Annotated in this window: 16 protein-coding genes and 1 tRNA gene; 14 read left to right on the top strand and 3 right to left on the bottom strand. The window is 72.5% G+C overall.

The window, feature by feature from the left end; genetic code table 11:
* Nucleotides 1-178: 178 nt before the first annotated feature.
* The 6 genes from ACULK4_RS05375 to ACULK4_RS05400 all read left to right on the top strand — a co-directional run bounded on the left by ACULK4_RS05375 (nt 179) and on the right by ACULK4_RS05400 (nt 7,698).
* Nucleotides 179-1,933 carry an ABC-F family ATP-binding cassette domain-containing protein gene (locus tag ACULK4_RS05375; RefSeq protein ID WP_445965684.1) on the top strand — a complete coding sequence of 585 codons (1,755 nt, stop codon included), beginning with the start codon at nt 179-181 and terminating at the stop codon, nt 1,931-1,933.
* An 829-nt stretch (nt 1,934-2,762) separates the two neighbouring features.
* Nucleotides 2,763-3,905: an Rv2578c family radical SAM protein gene (locus tag ACULK4_RS05380; RefSeq protein WP_445965683.1), complete on the top strand. Its 1,143-nt coding sequence runs from the start codon at nt 2,763-2,765 to the stop codon at nt 3,903-3,905.
* A gap of 52 nt (nt 3,906-3,957) precedes the next feature.
* Nucleotides 3,958-5,238, top strand: coding sequence for a sensor histidine kinase (locus tag ACULK4_RS05385; RefSeq protein WP_445965682.1), 1,281 nt, complete (start codon nt 3,958-3,960; stop codon nt 5,236-5,238).
* Nucleotides 5,235-6,377: a hypothetical protein gene (locus ACULK4_RS05390; protein ID WP_445965681.1), complete on the top strand. Its 1,143-nt coding sequence runs from the start codon at nt 5,235-5,237 to the stop codon at nt 6,375-6,377. The genes ACULK4_RS05385 and ACULK4_RS05390 overlap by 4 nt, the downstream gene beginning before the upstream one ends.
* Nucleotides 6,367-7,083 (top strand): response regulator transcription factor, encoded by a 717-nt coding sequence (locus ACULK4_RS05395; protein ID WP_445965680.1) that lies wholly within the window; start codon nt 6,367-6,369, stop codon nt 7,081-7,083. Before ACULK4_RS05390 ends, ACULK4_RS05395 begins: the two co-directional genes overlap by 11 nt.
* Nucleotides 7,084-7,698, top strand: coding sequence for a thymidine kinase (locus ACULK4_RS05400; RefSeq protein WP_445965679.1), 615 nt, complete (start codon nt 7,084-7,086; stop codon nt 7,696-7,698).
* 88 nt (nt 7,699-7,786) lie between these two features.
* Here ACULK4_RS05400 and ACULK4_RS05405 read toward each other — a convergent pair whose 3' ends face one another.
* Entirely contained in the window at nt 7,787-8,215 is a 429-nt protein-coding gene (locus tag ACULK4_RS05405) for a VanZ family protein (RefSeq protein ID WP_445965678.1), read from the bottom strand.
* A gap of 200 nt (nt 8,216-8,415) precedes the next feature.
* On the opposite strand from ACULK4_RS05405, the gene ACULK4_RS05410 reads away from it, so the two are divergent.
* Genes ACULK4_RS05410 through ACULK4_RS05430 form a run of 5 tightly spaced genes read left to right on the top strand, consistent with a single transcriptional unit; the run spans nt 8,416 to nt 15,105 of the window.
* Nucleotides 8,416-9,894 (top strand): sugar transferase, encoded by a 1,479-nt coding sequence (locus ACULK4_RS05410; protein ID WP_445965677.1) that lies wholly within the window; start codon nt 8,416-8,418, stop codon nt 9,892-9,894.
* Between the two features lie 35 nt (nt 9,895-9,929).
* Entirely contained in the window at nt 9,930-10,805 is an 876-nt protein-coding gene (gene rfbA, locus ACULK4_RS05415; protein ID WP_445965676.1) for a glucose-1-phosphate thymidylyltransferase RfbA, read from the top strand.
* Complete coding sequence (rfbB, locus tag ACULK4_RS05420; protein ID WP_445965675.1) at nt 10,802-11,812, top strand: dTDP-glucose 4,6-dehydratase; 1,011 nt, start codon at nt 10,802-10,804, stop codon at nt 11,810-11,812. Before rfbA ends, rfbB begins: the two co-directional genes overlap by 4 nt.
* Nucleotides 11,809-13,266, top strand: coding sequence for a sugar nucleotide-binding protein (locus ACULK4_RS05425; protein ID WP_445965674.1), 1,458 nt, complete (start codon nt 11,809-11,811; stop codon nt 13,264-13,266). Before rfbB ends, ACULK4_RS05425 begins: the two co-directional genes overlap by 4 nt.
* An 18-nt stretch (nt 13,267-13,284) precedes the next feature.
* A complete protein-coding gene (locus ACULK4_RS05430; protein ID WP_445965673.1) occupies nt 13,285-15,105 on the top strand; it encodes a DUF4012 domain-containing protein in 1,821 nt (606 codons plus the stop codon).
* Nucleotides 15,106-15,130: 25 nt separating this feature from the next.
* On the opposite strand, the gene ACULK4_RS05435 is transcribed toward ACULK4_RS05430, so the two are convergent.
* Nucleotides 15,131-15,661 carry a GtrA family protein gene (locus ACULK4_RS05435; RefSeq protein ID WP_445965672.1) on the bottom strand — a complete coding sequence of 177 codons (531 nt, stop codon included), beginning with the start codon at nt 15,659-15,661 and terminating at the stop codon, nt 15,131-15,133.
* A 69-nt stretch (nt 15,662-15,730) separates the two neighbouring features.
* On the opposite strand from ACULK4_RS05435, the gene ACULK4_RS05440 reads away from it, so the two are divergent.
* The 3 genes from ACULK4_RS05440 to ACULK4_RS05450 are packed head-to-tail and all read left to right on the top strand — an operon-like array spanning nt 15,731 to nt 19,228.
* The gene (locus tag ACULK4_RS05440) at nt 15,731-16,495 is read left to right on the top strand and encodes a glycosyltransferase family 2 protein (RefSeq protein WP_445965671.1); all 765 of its coding nucleotides are present in this window, start codon (nt 15,731-15,733) and stop codon (nt 16,493-16,495) included.
* Nucleotides 16,492-18,051, top strand: a complete 1,560-nt coding sequence (locus ACULK4_RS05445; protein ID WP_445965670.1) for a glycosyltransferase 87 family protein — start codon at nt 16,492-16,494, stop codon at nt 18,049-18,051. The genes ACULK4_RS05440 and ACULK4_RS05445 overlap by 4 nt, the downstream gene beginning before the upstream one ends.
* 19 nt (nt 18,052-18,070) lie before the next feature.
* A complete protein-coding gene (locus ACULK4_RS05450) occupies nt 18,071-19,228 on the top strand; it encodes a heparan-alpha-glucosaminide N-acetyltransferase domain-containing protein (RefSeq protein WP_445965669.1) in 1,158 nt (385 codons plus the stop codon).
* A gap of 39 nt (nt 19,229-19,267) precedes the next feature.
* On the opposite strand, the gene ACULK4_RS05455 is transcribed toward ACULK4_RS05450, so the two are convergent.
* A tRNA-Pro gene (locus ACULK4_RS05455) sits at nt 19,268-19,341 on the bottom strand.
* Nucleotides 19,342-19,350: the final 9 nt, after the last annotated feature.

Raw genomic sequence — 19,350 nt, forward strand, 5'->3', positions numbered from 1 at the left:
GTGTTCGCGGCGCACCCAGGCGACGGCAGATGCCCGGCGGGATCCATCATCCGCTCCCGGGCCGTCGTCGCCGTTCGCGCGTGACGTCGGGCCGTGTCCGACGCGTCGTCCGCGCCCGCTGAAGCGCGCGGTCGCGCGGCGGCGGCTCGGGAGCATTCTCGCGAAGGGTTCCGCCCTCATGTCAGTCAGCCATTCCTTCTCCTCCCACCTGCGCGTCGACGGGGTGTCGGTCGCATTCGGCGATCGGCGCGTGCTCTCGGATCTCGACCTGACGGTCGCTCCCGGCCGGCGCCTCGGCCTCATCGGCGAGAACGGCGCGGGCAAGTCGACGCTCCTGCGCGTGATCGCCGGGGCCGCCCCGCCGAGCGCCGTCGTCGACGGCCGGGTGTCGCGTCCGGCTCGCACGGGCCTGCTGTTCCAGGAGCCGCCGTTCGCGCCCGACGACCGGGTCGACGAGGTGCTCGAGTCGGCGGTCGCCGAGGTGCGCGCGATCGAGCGCGAGCTCGACGCGGCGGCGCTCGCCCTGGCCGGTGATCGGCGGGTGTCGACGACGGATGCCGCGGCCGTGGCATCCGCTGACGCCGCCGACCCTGCCGAGCGGTACGCCGTCGCGCTCGACGCGGCCGAACGCGCCGACGTGTGGTCGGTCGACCGCCGTCGCGACGAGCTGCTCGACGGCCTCGGCCTCTCCGGGCTGGGCCGCGACCGCCGCATCGATGAACTGTCGGGCGGCCAGCGCAGCCGGTTCGCCCTGGCCGCGCTGCTGCTGTCGTCGCCCGATGCGCTGCTGCTCGACGAACCGACGAATCACCTCGACGACGACGCGGCGGCGTTCCTCGAGGAGCGATTGCGGGCGTGGCGCGGGCCGGTCGCGTTCGCGAGCCACGATCGGGAGTTCCTCGACCGTGTCGCGACCGGGCTGCTCGACCTCGACCCGGCGCGGGCGGGCGTTGACGCGCTCGCGCGCGCGGCATCCGTCGGCACGGTCTTCGGCGGCTCGTTCACGGAGTACCTGACGGTGCGCGCGGACGAACGCGCGCGCTGGGTGCGCCAGCACGACGACGAGCAGGCCGAGTTGAAGCGGCTGCGGGTCGTCGTCGCCGAGTCGGCGCGGGCGGTCGCCCACGGCAGGGCGCCGCGCGACAACGACAAGTTCTTGAAGCACTTCAAGCGCGAGAACGTCGAGCAGGCCGTCTCGCGGCGGGTGCGCAACGCGGAGCTGCGGCTCGAGGAGCTGGAGCGCACCCAGGTGGCGCGGCCGCCCGGCCGGCTGGCGTTCGCGGGGATCCCGTCGGGTTCGCACCTGCTCGATGAGGAGTCCGGCCGGCTGCTGCAGTTGTCGGAGGTCGCGGTCGACGGGCGGCTCGAGCTCGACGCGTTGCGCATCGCGCCCGCGACGCGGCTGCTGATCACCGGGGCGAACGGCGCGGGCAAGTCGACGCTGCTCGCCGTCCTCGCCGGTCGTCTCGCGCCTGATCGCGGCGAGGTGCACCGGCGGCGCGGGCTGCGAGTCGGCCTGCTCGAGCAGGACGTGCGGTTCGGCGATCCGGATGCCACGCCGCGCGCGATCTACGAGCGCGTGCTCGGGGAGCGGCGGGCCGAACGGGTGCCGCTGGCCGAGCTGGGGCTCATCGGCGTGCGCGATCTCGACCGCCCGGTCGGGGTGCTGTCGGTCGGCCAGCAGCGGCGCCTCGCGCTGGCGCTCGTGATCGCGGCGCCGCCGCACGTGTTCCTGCTCGACGAGCCGACGAACCACCTCTCGCTGGCGCTCGCCGGCGAACTCGAGGACGCGCTCGGCGCGTACCCGGGCGCGGTGATCGTGGCGAGCCACGATCGCTGGCTGCGGCGGCGGTGGGAGGGGGAGGAGCTGGCGCTCGCCGCGGCCGGCAGCCGTCCCGCCCTGGCGGGCGCGGTCGCCGGCTCGGCCGAGTAGGACGCCTGTCGGGAGGAGGACGCGCCGGCCGGCGCGTCCTCCTTCCTGACCTTGCACGGCCTTCGCCTTGCGGGCCGCTTCGCGGCGCGGGGCGGCGGGCTGCATGCTGCCGGCACGATTCCCGACCTGCTGCCCCTATGACACTTTCCAGATGGCTCGTGTGAAGCGCGCCTCACATGAGGCACGTCCCATCAGGAGCCCCCCGTCAGTAGCCCCCCGTCAGGTGCGCCTCACATGAGGCACCTCTCATCAGGAGCCCCCCGTCAGTAGCCCCCCGTCAGGTGCGCCTCACATGAGGCGCCTCCCATCAGTAGCCCCCGCCACGTGCTCCTCCCGTCAGGTGAGCCGCACATGGGTCGCGCTTTCCCTCGGATCTCTTTCCGGCGTTTGCGATTCACGGGAAAGACGGGCCTCACATGAGGCGCGTGCGGCGACCGTCGACCGGTGAGGCACCAGCGCGTCAACGACGTCATCGGCCTCACGTGAGGCGATGTCGACACGAGCCATCCGGAAACAGTCATTCCACGGGTCGGGCGAGACCCGGGCTACCGGCATGGATGCCGCGGACGTGCCATCTGCCACGCGAGCGGGTCCTCACGTCCTCCGCGCGCGCGGTGCGGACGTCACCGGTGAGCCGGGATCGCTCGATCGATACCTGCTCGAGAGCGCGGCATACAGGAGATCGTGCGGTTCGCAGGAGCCGAACGCGCTGGGCGTCCTGTAGATCGCGCGTTTCCCTGTAATCGGGAGGGGGCGGAGGGCGGGGACGAGGGAGCGGCGCGTCGCGGGCCCGCTTGCCGCTGATTCGAACATGTGTTCGAATAGGGCGATGAGGTGGAACGGGCAGGAACTCGGCGTCGAACAGCAGGGCACACTGCCGGGGCTCGCGCGGCTGAACAACCTCGTGCGGTCGGTGCAGGCGCCCGAGTTCGCCGGCCTCACGTTCCACGAAGTGCTCGCGAAGTCCGCGCTGAACAAGGTGCCCGGCCAGTCGTACGTGCCGTTCGGCTGGACCATCAACCCCTATCGGGGCTGCTCGCATGCATGCCGCTATTGCTTCGCGCGGCCCACGCACGAGTACCTCGACCTCGACTCGGGCGAGGACTTCGACCGCGAGCTCATCGTGAAGGTCAACGTCGGGGAGGTGCTGCAGCGCGAACTCGCACGCCCGTCGTGGCAGCACGAGCCCGTCGCGCTCGGCACGAACACCGACCCGTACCAACGCGCCGAGGGGCGGTACGCGCTCATGCCCGGCATCATCGACGCGCTCACGTCGAGCGGCACGCCGTTCAGCATCCTGACCAAGGGCACGCTGCTGCGTCGCGACCTGCCGCTCCTGCAGGCGGCGCGCGCGCACGTTCCGGTCGACCTCGCCATGTCGATCGCGGTGTACGACGACGAGCTGCAGCGCTCGATCGAGCCGGGCACGCCCACGACCGCGGCGCGGCTCGCGACGGTCACCGCCGTGCGCGACGCCGGGTTCGACTGCTCGGTGTTCCTCATGCCGATCCTCCCGTACCTGACCGACACGCGCGCCCACCTCGACGACGCGATACGCCGGGCGAAGGAGGCGGGCGCATCGAGCGTCGTGTACTCGGCGCTGCACCTCCGGGGGTCGGTCAAGCCGTGGTTCTTCGAGTGGCTCGCACGCGAGCACCCCGAGCTCGTGCCGCGGTACCGCGCCATGTACCCGGGTGCCGCCGCGTACGCGCCGAAGGAGTACCGCGCGTGGCTCGCCGAGCGCATCCGCCCGCTGCTGCGGTCGCACCGGCTCGAGCGCGGGCGCGAGGACTCCGTCACCGGCGGGGTGGCGTCCTCCGCATCGATGTCGCGGCCGGCGGCGCGCGGCGCAGGGCGGGGGGCGCCGCAGGCCGCCGCCGCACGCCCACGCGCCCGCGGAACCGCCCGCACGGCGGCATCCGATGCGAGCGATCTCGATCTCGCGGCCGCAGCACCCACCATGCTGTTCTGACGACTGGGATAATCCCCTCAGCGGCATCGGGCCGCCGGCGGATCGGAGCGCGATGACCCTGGGACTCCCCGAGCACCTCGCGCGGGAATCCCTGAGCCGGGCCCTCGACCGCGCCGGGTACGCCGCCGCGTTCGTCTGCCTCCTCGCCGGCATGGCGATCGCCGCGGCATCCGTCATCGACGGGCGGGCGTGGGGGCTGCCCGAACCGCGGATGTCGGCGCTGCTCGTGTTCGCGCTGATCGCCGCCCAGTTCGCGGCGCAGGCGATCCTCATCCGCTGGACCACCGTGACCATGACTGTGATCACGCTCGTCGTCGGCGCCGCGGTCGCGTTGGGGATCACCGTCATCCTGATGCCCGCGAGCGACTTCGATGACACCAACAACGCCCTGATCGCGCTGCCGCGCGTCGCGCTGGTGCTGCTCGGCGGCGCCGGCGTGGGGTCGCGCATCGCGATCACCTGGGCGGCGCTCGGCTGGGGCATGGGCGAGGCGGCGACGTTGCTCGCCGTGGCGGTCGTGCTCGCAGGCGAGGCCGGCGACTCGGCGGATGCCGCGTCGATCTGGGTGCCCAACATCGGCGCCGCCGCCGCACTGGTCATCGTCGCCGTGGTGCGCACCTTCGACGGCCTCGCGCGACGCGGTGCCCGGCGTCGCTCGGTCGGGCTGTACCGTGCGAGCCGGCAGACGCGCGAACTCGTCATCCGGCACGACTACGAACTGCGCGCCATCGCCCGCCTCCACGACACGGCGCTCAGCCACCTCGTCGCGGTCGCCGCGGCCGGCTCCGGTCCGGTGTCGGAGCGGCTGCGTGCCGGCATCCGCAACGACCTGGCGCTCATCGTCGGGCGCGACTGGGCGATCGACCACGTCGACGAGAGCGCGGCGTCCCGCGGACCAGAACGGGCGGGCGAGGCCGCCGGCGACGCAGACGCAACGGCCACTGCGCCGTTCGCCGACGCCGTCGACTTCGCGCAGCAGGCGGGCGTGCGGGTCCGCGTGTCGGGCGATGCCGACGCGTTGCGCTTCCTCGGGCCCTTCCGCCGTGAGGCGCTCGAGGCCGCGGTGGCGCAGTGCCTCGTCAACGTCGTGCGGCACGCCGGCGTCGACGAGGCCGAGGTCGCCGTCGGCCCGGGCGACGGCGAGGTCACCGTGGCGGTGATCGACGGCGGGGCGGGCTTCGACGTCGACGCCGTCCCCTCCGACCGGATCGGCCTGCGCACGTCCATCCGCGGCCGGATCGAGCACGAGGGCGGTTCGGTGCAGGTGTGGTCGCGGCCCGGAGTGGGCACGACGGTGCTGCTGTCGATGCCGACGGGAGGCGGCGACTCGTGAGCGGCACGATCAGGCTGACGCAGCAGGAGGTCGACCCGCTGGGCGGCATCGCGGCCGTGCCCCTCGTCGCCGCGGGCGCCATCGGTGCGACGGTCATGTCGGTCGGCCTGACCTGGTGGCACCGCGACGAGATCGTGTCGGCCTGGGCGGCGATCCTCGCGGTCGTGCTGATCGCGGCGGCCGGCGCGGTCGCGTGGGTGTCGGCGCTTCCCAGCCGCGGCCCGTTCACGATCGAGCGCCTGGGCGTCGTGGTGCTGCTCGCGCTCGGCGGCACGGTCGCGGAGTACGTCAGCACGGTCGGCGCCGACCGGTACCTGTACGACAACTTCGGTCCGCTCTCGGTCGGGCTGCTGCTGCTCGCGCTCGCGCCGTTCTGCCCATGGACGGTGCTGCTCGGGGCCGGCGCGTTCGCGGCATCCGTGGTGGCGATCATCGCGCTCGGTTCGGCCGGCGCCGCGATCACGGATGCCCCGGAGTTCTCGTTCGCGGCCGTGTACGTCGTCGCGGTCCTCGCGCCCGCCGCCGCGGCGGCGGCCTACTCGGCGAGCGTGGTGAACGAGACGCTGGCGTTGCAGCGGCGCACGAACGTGGCGGCGCTCGAACGGGAGTCCGAGCTCCGCACGGGCATCGCGCGCTCGGTGCAGCAGGGGCGCGTGTCGGTGCTGAGCCGCGAGGTGCTGCCGTTCCTGGCGCACGTGATGACGGTCGACCGCATCTCGGTCGCCGATGCGGATCGGGCGCGCGAGCTCGCCGATGCGCTGCGGCGCGCGTTGCGCGAGGGCATCGAGTCGACGTGGCTGCACGAGCTCGCGTCGACCCTCGCCGAGCGCCGCGGTGTCCCGGTGACGGTGCGCGACGAGGATGCGGCGGCGTCGCAGCTCGACGACGAGCAGCGCGCGGCGCTCACGGCGTTGTTGACCTGGCTGACCGACGAGCGGAGGGCGGCGTGGGTGTCGGTGGCGTGCTCGGAGCGGGACTCGCGTGTGCAACGGATCACGGTCACGGCGAAGCAGGGCGGCACCCCGTTCGCGCGGCGCGACGCCGAGCGGTTCGTGGTCGTCGCGCGTGCGGTCGGTCTGCGCGGCGAGGTGACCGGAACAGGGGAGAATGTCCGGGTGGAGTTCCGTCATGACAACTGACCCGGCGGGCACGGTCGACTCCGACGGTCGCGAGGCGGAGGACGACGTGGTGCGCGTCGGCATCCTCGACGACCATGCCGTGATCGTCGACGGCATCGCGTTCTGGATCGCCGAGAACGCCCCCGACGTGCGCGTGGTGCTGCGCGCGACGCGCTGGCTCGACCTCATCCGCGACCCCGGGTTCCCGGTCGACATCGTGCTCATGGACCTGCAGCTCGTCGAGCAGGTCTCGATCGAGTCGCGCATCCGTGCGTGCCGCGCCGCCGGAACCGAGGTGGTCGTGGTCACGGCGCTCGACGACGAACTCTCCCGCGCGCGGTCGCTCTCGGCGGGTGCGGCCGCGTTCCTGCCGAAGACGCTGCCGGTGCGCGAGATCATCGACGTGGTGCGGCGCGTGGCGGCGGGCGAGCGGATGCCGGTGCAACCGGGCTCGCGCGGTCGGGCCGGCCGCGCGGCATCCGTCACCACCGCACGGGCCGAGGCGCAGGTCGCCGACGCCGCCCTGAGCGCCGCGGAGCAGCGGGCGGTGACCCTGTACGTGCAGGGCCTGTCGACCGCCGAGGTCGCCCGCCGCATGGACGTGGGGTACGAGACCGCGAAGACCTACCTGCGCCGCGCGCGCGACAAGTACGCGAAGGTCGGCCGCCCGGCGGGCCGTCGCGCTGAACTCATCCGCCGCGCGGCGGAGGACGGGATGCTCGAGTAGATGGCCAAGCTGTACTTCCGTTACGGCGCGATGAACTCCGGCAAGTCGACGGCGCTGCTGCAGGCGGCGTTCAACTACGAGGAGCGCGGGCACCGGGTGCTGCTCGCGAAGCCTGCGGTCGACACGAAGGGCGACCGTGACATCGTGTCGCGGCTGGGGGTGGTGCGCGAGGTCGACTTCACGATCGGGCCCGACGACCAGGTCCTCGAGCTGTTCCAGCGGTACCGGACGCCGGTGATCGAGGCGCACGGGCGCGACGTGAGCTGCCTGCTGGTCGACGAGGCGCAGTTCCTCACGAACGACCAGGTCGACGACCTGCTGCGCATCGCGCTGCTCGACGACATCCCCGTGCTGGCGTACGGCATCCGCACCGACTTCCAGACGGTCGCGTTCGGCGGCAGCCGTCGCCTGCTCGAGGTCGCGCACAGCCTCGAGGAGCTGAAGACGATCTGCCGCTGCGGGCGCAAGGCGATCTTCAACGGCCGGCGCATCGGCGGCGAGTACATCTTCGACGGCGACCAGGTCGCGATCGACGGCGTCGAGGTGACGTACGAGTCGCTCTGCGGGGTGTGCTACCTGCAGGAGAGCGGGGGAGTGCTGAACGGGCGGCACTGAGGCGGCTCGACGCCGTCGCCTGCGGGGGAGCCGGGAGTGCCAGGGGCTCGGGTGCCCCCCTGACCCGCTCCGCGCTCCGGGTCGTCCGTCAGGCGGGGGCAGGTACCCGCCGCTCGCGCAGGGTGAGCAGGAGCCATCCCACGATGACACCGAGGGTCGTGCCCAACGCGTTCGCGACCACGTCCGACGTCGACGGCATGCGCTCCGGCAGGAACAGTTCCTGGCCCGTCTCGATGACCACCGATGCAGCGACCCCGAGGGCGAGGGCGAGCCACCAGAAACGTCGGCCCAGCGCGAACACCGCGAGCAGGCCGAACGGCACGAACAGCAGCACGTTCGCCGAGAACTCGAGGATCTCGTACGAGTACCACTCGAACCCGACGCGCCGCACCGACCTGATCCACCACCAGACCGCCGGGCTCGCCTCGCGATCGATCGGGCTGGGGTAGAAGCCGACCACGCCGAGGCCTGCCGCGTAGACCGCCAGGAGCAGGCGCGAGAGGGCGCGGAAGGACATCGTCCAACCGTAGCCCGACCGCCGGGCCCGCCCCACTCCGCAGTGACAGGCGGATCGAGATTCCCCAGTTCGGGGGGCACTTCCGGTCGACGCTTCACGGCGGCATCCGCTCGGGGTAGCCTGTCCATGCCCGGTGCGACCCACGCCGGGTAGCGCCCGCTCCTGAACCCGAGACCCGGAGCCGGCGCCGGAGGTGCTTGATGACGCTCACTCGGCAGACCGAGAAGGTCACGCCTGCCGAGGCCGTTGCCGAGTGGCAGCGCGCCTACGTGCAGCGACTTCGCGTCACCGACCTCGTGGTCATCGTCTTCGCGGTGTACGGGTCGCAGTTCATCCGGTTCGGCACCAGCGGCACTTCGCTGCGCATCCCCGGCGACGGCGAGCGCGCCGACTTCCTGCTGAGCTACTTCATCGTCTCCGCGCTGCTCGCGGCGGGCTGGTTCTTCTCCCTGGCGTTGTTCGGCACGCGCGACCGCACCATCGTCGGCGCCGGCCCGACCGAGTACCGGCGCATCGCCGACGCCAGCATCCGCGTGTTCGCGGTGCTGGCCATCCTCGCCTTCCTGCTGCGTTCCGAGATCGGGCGCGCCTACGTGCTCGTCGCCTTCCCCGTCGGCCTCCTGCTGCTGGTCGCCGGGCGCTGGATGTGGCGCAAGTGGTTGCTGCGCCAACGCCTCGCCGGGCAGTACGTGCACCGTGTCGTCCTCATGGGCGAGCGGCAGAAGTCGGCGCACGTCGCCGAGCAGATCGCGCGCGACGGGGTCACCGGCTTCGAGATCGTCGGCGCCATCACCGAGCACGGCGGCTCCACCCACGAACTCGCCCCCGGCATCCCCGTGCTCGGCGACTACACCAGCCTCGACCACGTGCTGCGCGACGCCCGCGCCGACACCGTCGTCTTCACCGGCGCCGACACCATCGACCCGCGCGGCATGCGCGAACTCGGTTGGAAGCTCGAGCGCACGTCGACCAACCTCGTCGTCGCACCGGCGTTGACGGATGTCGCGGGCCCCCGCATCCACGCCCGCCCCGTCGCCGGACTCCCGCTCATCCAGGTCGACTACCCCGTCTTCACGGGCCAGAAGTACGCCGCCAAGCGCGCCTTCGACCTCGTCATCGGCGCCGCGCTGCTCGTGGTGCTGAGCCCGCTCTTCCTGTTCATCACCCTCGCCATCCGGCGCGACAGCCCCGGGCCCGCGATCTTCTCGCAGGAGCGGGTCGGCCTGAACGGCGAACGGTTCCACATGCTGAAGTTCCGCTCCATGGTCGTCGACGCGGAATCCCAGTTGCCCACCCTGCTCGACCGCACCGACGGGAACGGCGTGCTCTTCAAGATGCGCACCGACCCGCGCGTGACGCGCGTCGGAGCGTTCCTGCGCCGGTACAGCCTCGACGAGCTTCCGCAGCTCGTCAACGTGCTCCGCGGCGAGATGTCGCTCGTCGGGCCGCGGCCGCCCCTGGCCTCGGAAGTCGAGCGCTACGACGACTGGGCACGCCGCCGCCTGCTCGTGCGCCCCGGCATCACCGGACTCTGGCAGACCCAGGGCCGCTCCGATCTCTCCTGGGACGACAGCGTCCGCCTCGACCTCTACTACGTCGAGAACTGGTCGCTCACCGGTGACATCGTGATCCTGTACCGCACCGCGCGGGCGGTCGTCCGCGCGCATGGCGCGTACTGATGCCGCCGAGCGGCGACGCGGGCAGAATCGAATCGATGAAGGGCATCATTCTGGCCGGGGGATCCGGCACGCGCCTGCACCCGATCACGCTCGGCGTGTCCAAGCAGCTGCTGCCCGTCTACGACAAGCCGATGATCTACTACCCGCTGAGCACGCTCATGCTCGCGGGCATCCGAGACATCCTCGTCATCACGACCCCGCACGACGCGCCGCAGTTCCGTCGTCTCCTCGGTGACGGGTCGCGGTTCGGCATCTCGCTCCGGTACGCCGAGCAGGAGTCGCCCGACGGCCTCGCGCAGGCGTTCGTCATCGGCGCCGACTTCATCGGCGCTGACGACGTGTGCCTCGTGCTCGGCGACAACATCTTCTACGGGCCGGGCACGGGCGCGCAGCTCGCACGGTTCCGCGGCCTCGACGGCGCCGCCGTGTTCGCCTACCGCGTCGCCGATCCGACCGCGTACGGCGTCATCGAGTTCGACGCCGACGGCCGCGCGGTCTCCATCGAGGAGAAGCCGGCCGAGCCCAAGAGCCCCTATGCGGTGCCGGGCATCTACTTCTACGACAACGACGTGGTCGACATCGCGCGTTCGCTCGAGCCCTCGGCGCGGGGCGAGTACGAGATCAGCGACGTCAACGCCGCCTACCTCGCGCAGGGCCGGCTCCAGGTCGAGGTGCTGCCGCGCGGCACCGCCTGGCTCGACACCGGCACGTTCGACTCGCTGTCGGATGCCACGGAGTTCGTCCGAACGATCGAACGCCGCCAGAACCTCAAGGTCGGCGCGCCCGAGGAGGTCGCCTGGCGGCAGGGCTGGCTCGACGACGCCCAGCTCCGCGAACGCGGCGAGGCACTCCGCAAGTCCGGGTACGGCGAGTACCTGCTCGGCCTCATCGAACAGGGGAGGGACGCATGAGCACCCTGCTCGTCACCGGCGGCGCCGGCTTCATCGGGGCCAACTTCGTGCGCCACGCGCTCGAGCACACCGACCACGACGTGATCGTGCTCGACAAGCTCACCTACGCCGGCAACCTCGCCTCACTCGAGGGCCTGCCCGCCGACCGGTTCCGGTTCGTGCGCGGCGACATCGCCGACGCCGCCGTGGTCGGCGAGCTCGTCGCCGAACTCGCCCCCGCGACCGACGCGATCGTGCACTTCGCGGCCGAGTCGCACAACGACAACTCGCTCGAGGGCCCCCGCGCGTTCCTCGACACGAACGTCGTCGGCACGTTCACCCTCATCGAGGCGGCGCGGCAGCGCGACCTCCGCTTCCACCACATCTCGACCGACGAGGTGTACGGCGACCTCGAGCTCGACGACCCCGCGAAGTTCACCGAGCTCACCGCGTACCGGCCGTCGAGCCCGTACTCGTCGACGAAGGCGGCATCCGACCTGCTCGTCGCGGCGTGGGTGCGCAGCTTCGGCCTCCGCGCCACCATCAGCGGCTGCTCGAACAACTACGGGCCCTACCAGCACGTCGAGAAGTTCATCCCGCGGCAGATCACCAACGTCCTGCGCGGGCAGCGCCCCAAGCTCTACGGCACCGGCCGAAACGTGCGCGACTGGATCCACGTCGACGACCACAACAGCGCCGTCCTCGCCATCCTCGACCACGGCCGCATCGGCGAGACCTACCTCATCGGCGCGAACGGCGAACGGGACAACCTCGACGTCGTCGAGACCATCCTCGAGCTGCTCGGTCAGCCGCGCGACGCGTACGACCTCGTGAGCGACCGTCCCGGCCACGACCTGCGCTACGCCATCGACGCCACGAAGCTGCACGCCGAGACCGGGTGGACGCCCCGCTACACCGACTTCCGCGACGGGCTCGCGCGCACCATCGAGTGGTACCGCGCCAACGAAGCGTGGTGGGCGCCGCAGAAGGACGCCACCGAGGCGCGCTACGCGGAGATCGGCCGGTGACCGCCGAGTCGACGTCGCTCGCCGTGCACGAGACCGCGATCCCGGACCTGCTGGTCATCGACCTGCCCGTGCACGGCGACGCGCGCGGCTGGTTCAAGGAGCACTGGCAGCGCGAGAAGATGCTCGCGCTCGGCCTGCCCGACTTCCGCCCCGTGCAGCAGAACGTCTCGTACAACGCCGCCGCGGGCACCACGCGCGGGTTCCACGCCGAACCGTGGGACAAGTACCTCGGCGTCGCCCACGGCCGCGTGTTCGGCGCGTGGGTCGATCTCCGTCCCGGACCGGGCTTCGGACGCGTGGTCACGCACGAGCTCACCCCCGGCGTGGCCGTGTTCCTGCCCCGCGGCGTCGCGAACGCCTTCCAGACCCTCGAACCCGGCACCGCGTACACCTACCTCGTGAACGACCACTGGTCGGCGGATGCCGCATACTCCGCCGTCGACCTCGCCGACCCCGCGCTCGGCGTCGACTGGCCCGTGCCGCTCGACCGCGCCGTCGTCTCCGACAAGGACCGCAGCAACCCCCGGCTCGCGGATGCCGCGCCCGTGCCGCCGCTCGCGACCGTCGTGCTCGGCGGCAACGGGCAGCTCGGCCGGGCGCTCCGTGCGACGTTCGGGGCGGATGCCGCAGCGTCCGGCGCCGGCGGCGGTGCTGGCGAGGTCCGTTTCCTCGGGCGCGACGAGCTCGACCTGCGCGACGTCGACGCCATCCGCGCGCACGACTGGTCGGGCGTCGGCACCATCGTCAACGCCGCCGCCTACACCGCCGTCGACCTCGCCGAGGCCGACGGACGCGCCGACGCGTGGGCCGTCAACGCCACCGCCGTAGCGGCGCTCGCCGATGTCGCCACCAGACGACGGATGACACTCGTGCACGTCTCCACCGACTACGTCTTCGACGGGTCGCGGCATCCGCACCGCGAAGACGAGCCGATCGCACCGCTCGGCGTCTACGGCGCCTCGAAGGCGGCGGGGGAGCTCGCCGTGCAGCGCGTGCCGCGCCACTACCTCGTGCGCACCAGCTGGGTCGTCGGCGACGGCCCCAACTTCGTGCGCACCATGCGGCGCCTCGCCGAGGAGGGCGTCGACCCCGCCGTCGTCGCCGACCAGACCGGGCGGCTCACGTTCGCCGACGAGCTCGCCCGCGGCATCCGTCACCTGCTCGAGAGTCGGGCGCCGCACGGTGCCTACCACCTCTCGAACGGCGGGCCCGTCGTCAGCTGGTACGACGTCGCGCGCGACGTGTTCGCCGCCGCCGGGCACGACCCCGCCCGCGTGCGCGCGACGACCGCCGAGGCGTACGCCGCCGAACGCGCCGCGGCCGGGAAGCCGATCGCCGCGCGCCCCGCACACAGTGAGTTCGACCTCGCGAGGCTCCGCGGCACCGGGTTCGAACCCGAATCCGCCGAATCGGCACTGAAGCGATACCTCGCGCCGGTCACCTCCCAGCGATGACCGCCTACGATGGCACGCGTGGGTGAACCCAGGACCGATCGACCTCAGAAGCCGCTGATCAAGAGCGCCCGGCTCTGGGTGCCCGTCACGCTCGGTGTTCTGCTGCTCGCGATCATCGGCATCGGCATCGGGGGGTGGCAGGTCGCCGAACGCGGCTTCGCCGCCCGCGACGAGCTGCAGCAGGCCATTCCGCTCGCCAAGCAGGCGCAGGAGCAGATCCTCGCCGGCGACCAGGAGGGCGCCATCGCGACCGTCGACCAGCTCGAGGTGCACGCCGCCGAGGCACGCCGCCTCACCGACGACCCACTCTGGCGCTCGTTCGAATGGGTGCCCGTGGCCGGACCGAACCTCGCGGCCGTGCGCATCGCCTCGACCTCGGTCGACGAACTCGTCGACGGGGTCGTGCGTCCCGCCACCGCCCTCAGCCTCGACGCGCTGAAGCCCGTCGACGGCGCCATCGACCTCGTCGCGCTCACCGAGCTGTCCGACGTGGTCGACGGGGTCGCCACGACCATCGACGAGGTCGCCGGCGAACTCGACCAGGTCGACCGCGACCAGCTCATCGACCAGGTCGCCGACGGCATCGTCCAGCTCGACGAGGCCGTCGAGCAGATCCAGCCCATGGTCGAGCCCGCCCAGGCAGCGCTCGCCGTGCTGCCGAACGCGCTCGGCGCCGACGGACCGCGCAACTACCTGGTGCTGTTCCAGAACAACGCCGAATCCCGCGGCACGGGCGGCAACCCCGCCGCCCTGCTGCTCCTCAACGTCGCCGACGGCCGCGTGAGCATCGCACAGCAGTCGTCGAGCAGCGACTTCTCGCCGCAGGAGACGCCGATCACCGAGCTCGACCCCGAGACCGAGGCGCTGTACGGCGACAAGATCGGGCGCTACATCCAGGACGTCACGCTGACGCCCGACTTCACCGAGACCTCCGAACTGATCCGCGCATTCTGGGCCAAGAAGTACGGAGTCGAGGTCGACGGCGTCGTCTCGTTCGACCCCGTCGCGCTCGGCTACCTGCTCGGCGCGACCGGGCCCGTCACGCTCCCCAGTGGCGACAAGCTCACCGCCGACAACGCCGCCCCGCTGCTGCTCAACGAGGTGTACTTCCGGTACGAGGAAGGCGACGAGCAGGACGCCTTCTTCGCCGCCGCGGCGTCCTCCGTCTTCCAGGTGCTCACGTCGGGCTCCGCCGACACCGACGCGCTCCTCGACGCGCTCACCCGCGCCATCGACGAGGGCCGCCTCATGTACGCCCCGTCCGACGCCGCCGAGGCCGAGTTCATCGACGGCACGCGCATCACCGGCACGCTGCCCGTCGACAACGCCGAGCAGACCACCGTCGGCGTGTACGTCAACGACATCACCGAGGGCAAGCTCGACTTCTACCTGCAGCTGGATGCCACGGGCGCCACCGACGCCTGCACCGTCGACGCCGGCACCGCGCCCACGTTCACGACCACCGCGACGCTCACGAACACGCTGCCGCCCGACCAGGTCGCCGGCCTCGCCGAGTACATCGCCCCCGGGCGGTTCTTCCCCAAGGGGCACATCGCGACCGACCTCGTGCTGTACGGGCCGATCGGATCGACCTTCCAGTCGGCCACCGTCGACGGCGCCGCCGTCTCGGTCACGCCGCTCACCCACCTCGACCGCCCCGCGGTGAAGATCAACGTGCGCAACGCGCCCGGGGCGACCCGCACGGTCACCGCCGTGTTCACGGGCGCAGCGGATGCCGAGTACGGGCCGCTCGAGGTGCGGCACACGCCCATGGTGCGCCCGGCGAACGTGACGATCGACGCGCCCGGATGCACCCCCGAGGCGGACGCCGCGGGCTGAGCCGGATCGCCGGGTGCGGCGCCGGTCAGTGCGGCTGAGCGGGCTCGGCAGGTTCGGCCGGCCCCGCGGCATCCGTCACCACACCGTGCCCAGCGGATGCCACGTGCTTGGCCGGCCGCTCGCGGACCCCGCGGAACACGACGTAGTGGTAGAGCAGGAACCGCAGCACGACGATGATCACGATGCTCGCGAGGTTCACGACGTTGACCGCGATCGGGCCGGCCTCACGCCCTAGCGCGGCCGACGCGGCCTCGACGCCGACCCAGACGAGCAGTGCGCCGAGCGCGGTGCACGCCGCGTTGACGATCACGAACAGCGTGATCTCGACCGACCGGCGGTGCCCGCCGCGGTGCCGGAACGTCCACTCGCGGTTGCCGAGGTACGCGTTCACCAGCGCCACGAGCGAGGCGACGATCTTCGACCAGACCACGTCGACGTCGAGCCCCAGGTAGAGCAGGTTGAACACCGCGATCTCGATCAGGGTGCTGATCGCGCCCACGGTGAGGAACCGGGCGCCGAGACCGGCGAGTCGACGCCATCGAGCATGCTGGGACACCTCGACTACGCTACTCCACGAGCCTGCGCCCCTTCCGCGCAGCCGAGCCCCGAGCAGCCGGGAGGCCGTGTGGACCTGAAGCATCTCGCCGTCGTCATGCCCGCCTACAACGAGGCCGAGGGCCTGCCGGGCTTCCTCGACGAGCTGCACCGCAACCTTGCGCCGCTCGCCGAGCGGCTCAGCCTCGTGGTGGTCGACGACCGATCGACGGATGCCACGGTCGCGGTGCTGCGCGAACTCGCCGCCGACCTGCCGGGCCTCACCGTGATCGAGGCCGAGGCCAACCGCGGCCACGGGCCCACCGCGCTCGCCGCCTACCGCGCCGGACTCGCGCTCGAGCCCGACCTGATCGTGCACGTCGACGGCGACGGGCAGTTCCACGGCATCGACCTCGCCCGGGCCGTGCGGGCGGCCGTCGCCACCGACGCCGACGTCGTGCACGGCGTGCGCCGCGGTCGCGAGGACCCGTGGTTCCGCCGGGTGCTCACCGGCATGGTCGGCGTCGTCGTCGCGTTCGCCGCCGGGCGGCGCGTGCCCGACGTGAACACCCCGCTGCGCGTCTACAAGCCCGCCAGGCTCGCCGAGCTGCTCTCGCGGGTGCCCGCCGATGCGCTCGTTCCGCACGTGCACTTCTCGCTCGCCGAGCCGCGCCTCGGCTACCGGGTGCGCTACATCGAGGTCGCGAGCCTGCCCCGCCGCGGCTCGAACCCCACCGGCACCATGTGGGGCGTCGACCGCCCGCCGCTGCTGCCGCCCAAGCGGCTGCGCCGCTTCGCGCGCGAGGCCGCCGTCGAGCTGTGGCGGGTGTCCCTGCGGCCCGGGGCCGCCGGATGACGACGGCGCCCGCGGGGATCGCGATCGAGCGCGACGGAGACGGCGGCGCCATCCGCGGTGCACGTCGCGTGGCTGTCGACGTGCTGTTCTGGCTGGCCCTGGCAGGGATCGTCGCGGCCAACCTCGCCGTCCTGATCCCCGGCATCGCGACCGTGCGCCTCTGGGAGGACGAGGCCTTCAACCTCACCGTGCCGATCAACCTCGTCAACGGCCTCGGCTACACCAGCGACGGCACCCTCTCGGGCAGCGAGCTCTCGCCGTTCGACGTGCGCATCTCGACCGGCCCGGTGATGCTGCTGCCCATCGCCGGCCTCGTCGCCCTGGGCATCGACCCCGTCATGGCCGGTCGCGCCGTCGCCACGGTCGGCTACACGGGCCTGCTCGCCGCGCTCGCGCTCATCGGGCACCGGCTCGGCGGGCGCTGGGCGGCACTCGTCGCCGTGGCCCTGCCGCTCGGGTTCGACGCCGCCGCCATGCCGTCGCCGATCCAGACGCCGGCCGACATCCTCGGCGAGGTGACGGCTGCCGCATTCCTCGCCGCCGCGCTGCTGTTCCTGCGCCGGCGGCCGTGGCTCGCCGGGCTCCTGCTCGGCCTCGCCATCCAGGTGAAGTTCATCGCCCTGCTCGCCGCGCCCGCGTTCGCCCTGGCCGTCCTGCTCGACGCACCGTTGCCCTGGCGTGAACGGTGGCGCCGCGGAATCCCACGAGTGCTCGTCGCGGCCGGCGCCGCCGCGGTCCCCACCATCGTGTTCGAGCTCGCGAAGCTCGCGAGCCTCGGGCCGGCCGGGTACTGGCAGCACCTGCGCGACTTCGCCTGGTTCCTCCGCTCGGGCGGGCAGCGGGGCTACGCGGTGTCGCCGATCGACAAGCTCGTGGTGCTCGCCGACTCCTGGAACCTTCCGACGCTCGTCGCCGCTGCCGTCGGCGTGATCGCCGTCGTCGCCGGCACCGCACTCGTCGTCGTCGCGATCAGGCGGATGCCGCGGGGCGACGCTCGCGCCGAGTTCAGCGCCGTCGTCCTCGCCGCCGCGGTCGCCTTCGCGACGTACCTCGCCTGGTGGCTGGTCTCCCGGCACACCCCGGCGTGGGTGCGCCATCCCGCCCCGGCGGTGCTCGCCTTCGCGCCCGTGCTCGCCGCCTCCCTCGTGCCCGCAGCCCGGTCCCTGCTCGCCCGCGGCGACCGTGCCGAGCCCGCGGCCCGTGCGGCCCGCACGTGGCGGTGGGTCGCGGTCGCAGCATCCGTCGTCGCCGCGGTCGTGCTCGCCTGGTCGATCGCGGGCCGGGTCACGGGCGTGGGCACGGAGTCGCGACCCACCGGGGAGACGCTCGCCAGCCAGCGTGCGGCCGCCGACGACATCGCCGAACTCGGGTACGACCGGTTCGCCATGCTCTGGGGGCCCGGCGTCAGCGTCGGCGTGCTCTCCGGAGCGCACGTCGGGCTCACCGACGCGCGCGACGTCACCGCCGACGACCCGCGGATCTGGTTCGGCGAACCGCCGCCGCGATGCGACGTGGAACTGCAGTCCGGTCTCTACTCGGTCTGCATCCCGGAGTGAGGCGACCATGACGCGAGCCGTGTCCCGAACCCGCCCCGGCGGATCGCTGCCCGGCCGCGTCGACGGCGTCGACGCCGCGCGCGGGCTCGCGCTCATCGGCATGTTCGTCGCGCACCTCGCTCCGCCCGCGGCATCCGTCGACGCCACCGAGCTCATCGCACTCGCCGACGAACGTCCACGGTTGCTCTTCGCGCTGACCGCCGGCATCGGGCTGGGCCTGCTCACGGGCGCCACGCGCCCCGTCGCCGACACCGTTGCCCGCTGGACGCTGCGCCGGCAGATCGCCATCCGCGCCCTGCTGCTCATCGCGCTCGGCCTCGTCGTCGTCGCCGTGTTCGCGCCCCTCGTACTCGTGATCCTCGACCTGTACGGGGTGGCGTTCCTCGTCATGCTGCCGCTGCTGTTCCTTCCCGGGCGCGTCGCGGTCGTGCTCGGTGCGGTGCTGCTCACCATGACCCCGGCGATCGCCACGATCGCCCAGCGCGACAGCGAGATCGTCGCGCTCGCCGACGGAACGCTCGGCCTGCTCGCCAAGTGGTTCCTCGTCGGCGCGTACCCGGTGATCATCTGGGTGCCCGTGATGCTCATCGGGCTCGGCCTCGCACGGCTCGACCTCGCCTCGCCGCGGGTCGTCGCAAGCACCGCGCTCGCCGGCACCCTCGCGGCATCCGTCGCCCTGCCCCTCTCGCGGATGCTGCCCGACCCGTACGTCAGCCCGGCAGACCCCGCCATCTCCGCCTGGTCGGCGCCGCTGCGCGCCTCGCTCGAGACCGTCGGCAACACCGCCGTCGGCCTCGTCGTCGTCGCTGCGACCGTGGCGCTCACCGCATTCGCACGACCCGTCGTCCGGCGGTTCGCCGGCGCCGCACTCTCGCCGATCACCGCCATGGGCGCGATGCCGCTCACGATCTACACCGCGCACCTCATCGTCATCTCGTACGGCAAGTACCGCTCCGAGAGCGGCGTCCTCACCGACGACTCCTGGCCGCTGCTGATCGGCTCCATCATCGGGTTCATGCTCTTCGCGTGGCTGTGGCGGCGTTACGTCGGCCGCGGGCCGCTCGAGCAGGCGTTCCGATGGGCGAGCGGGCGTGAGGGCGGCGCGGGGTCCGGATCCGGCTCCGGCGAAGGGCGAGCGGATGGCGCCGCGGCACCCGTCGACGATCGCACCCCCTGACACGACGAAGGCCCCCTCGCGTGGAGGGGGCCTACCCGGTCGGGGTGACAGGATTTGAACCTGCGACCTCTTCGTCCCGAACGAAGCGCGCTACCAAGCTGCGCCACACCCCGGGGGCCCGA

This window comes from Agromyces selenitireducens, assembly GCF_052748465.2.

What these genes read in the sequence shown, in the direction of transcription:
- rfbB (WP_445965675.1), top strand. Translation starts at nt 10,802, where the DNA reads ATGAGCACCCTGCTCGTCACCGGCGGCGCCGGCTTCATCGGGGCCAAC.
- ACULK4_RS05445 (WP_445965670.1), top strand. Translation starts at nt 16,492, where the DNA reads ATGACGACGGCGCCCGCGGGGATCGCGATCGAGCGCGACGGAGACGGC.
- ACULK4_RS05405 (WP_445965678.1), bottom strand. Translation starts at nt 8,215, where the DNA reads ATGTCCTTCCGCGCCCTCTCGCGCCTGCTCCTGGCGGTCTACGCGGCA.
- ACULK4_RS05380 (WP_445965683.1), top strand. Translation starts at nt 2,763, where the DNA reads ATGAGGTGGAACGGGCAGGAACTCGGCGTCGAACAGCAGGGCACACTG.
- ACULK4_RS05410 (WP_445965677.1), top strand. Translation starts at nt 8,416, where the DNA reads ATGACGCTCACTCGGCAGACCGAGAAGGTCACGCCTGCCGAGGCCGTT.
- rfbA (WP_445965676.1), top strand. Translation starts at nt 9,930, where the DNA reads ATGAAGGGCATCATTCTGGCCGGGGGATCCGGCACGCGCCTGCACCCG.
- ACULK4_RS05400 (WP_445965679.1), top strand. Translation starts at nt 7,084, where the DNA reads ATGGCCAAGCTGTACTTCCGTTACGGCGCGATGAACTCCGGCAAGTCG.
- ACULK4_RS05385 (WP_445965682.1), top strand. Translation starts at nt 3,958, where the DNA reads ATGACCCTGGGACTCCCCGAGCACCTCGCGCGGGAATCCCTGAGCCGG.
- ACULK4_RS05395 (WP_445965680.1), top strand. Translation starts at nt 6,367, where the DNA reads ATGACAACTGACCCGGCGGGCACGGTCGACTCCGACGGTCGCGAGGCG.
- ACULK4_RS05375 (WP_445965684.1), top strand. Translation starts at nt 179, where the DNA reads ATGTCAGTCAGCCATTCCTTCTCCTCCCACCTGCGCGTCGACGGGGTG.